Annotated in this window: 1 protein-coding gene; it reads left to right on the top strand. The window is 71.4% G+C overall.

Going from position 1 to position 1,138, the window contains the following annotated elements; translation table 11 throughout:
* Positions 1-122 precede the first annotated feature (122 nt).
* Positions 123-1,138, top strand: a 1,016-nt coding sequence (locus Q0112_RS03665; protein ID WP_297971549.1) for a M91 family zinc metallopeptidase, incomplete at its 3' end; no start/stop codon positions are given.

Here is a 1,138-nt window from a genome sequence, read left to right as displayed (position 1 = left end):
TATGATTCCTCGTGCACCGAATCGGATTCGCCTGTATCGTATGCGCACAAGTGATTTTTGAGCTGCGGAGCCTTTCTGCTCCGGTCGATTTCAAGCACCTGTTCGTGGATGGAGATTGTTCCGTGCCACTTTTCAACGACCTCGGCGGTTTTTCGAACACCTGCATGCTCGACATGGTCGAGATCGTCCGCTGCGACGGCGGCTTCGGCGACACCGTCGTTACGGGCGACACGACGGTCCGGCAGTTCACCTACAGCCCGAGCCTGAGCGGCACCTCCCAGACGCGCATCGCCGCGCTGGTCGGCATCGGCTCCAACATCGTGCTCGGCGCCGTCGGAGCCGGCTTCGTCCTGCCCGACGGCACGCCGATCACCGCCGCTGCCGGGGTGACCTTCCCGCCCGACGCGGCCGGGGTCATCCGCATCCTCTACGACGTGCAGAGCGCCTATTTCGTCTTCGCCTCGGACGGGAGCCAGATCTCCTTCCCGCGCACCGTCTGCCTCTACCACGAGCTGGCGCACGCCTTCCACATCGCCAACGGCACCCTCGACACCGCCAACCCCGAGTTCCAGGCCGAGACCGACGAGAACGGCTTCCGCGCCCAGGTCGGCCTCACCCTGCGCGACCCGAACAATCACGCCGGCGGCCTCGGGGCCGGCAACGGCCAGGTCGTGCCGAGCTGCTCCGGCGTCGACTCCGGCGGAGGCAGCGGCGGCGGCTGCTTCGTCGCCTCCGCCGCCGCCGGCTCGCCCGAGGCGCCGCAGGTCGTCCGGCTGAAGAGCGCGCGCGACGCCCTCATGGCCGGATCGCCGGCCTTCGGCGCCATCGCCGGGCGGACGCTGGCGGAATACTACGGCTTCAGCCCGTTCATCGCCCTCGACATGAGGCGCGACCCGGCGCTGCGCGAGGCGGTCAACGCCTGGTTCGTGCGGCCGCTGTCGCATTTCGACGGGGTGATCGCCGCCTTCCTCGCCAGCGGCGGCGACGCCGGCGCCACCGTGCGCGAGCTCGGCCGCCGGGTGCGGGCCTGGGAGAGCGCGACGCCCGCGCTGCCCGAGATCGCCGCGGCTGCCGCCGGCCTCGTCGCGCGGCTGGAGGCCGGCGCCCCCGGCGGCGCCGCCGCGCCGCCCGCCGACCC

The sequence above is a fragment of the uncultured Amaricoccus sp. genome, assembly GCF_937858865.1.
In the GTDB taxonomy this organism is placed as follows: Bacteria; Pseudomonadota; Alphaproteobacteria; order Rhodobacterales; family Rhodobacteraceae; genus Amaricoccus.
This window is presented reverse-complemented; position numbering and strand designations above follow the sequence as displayed.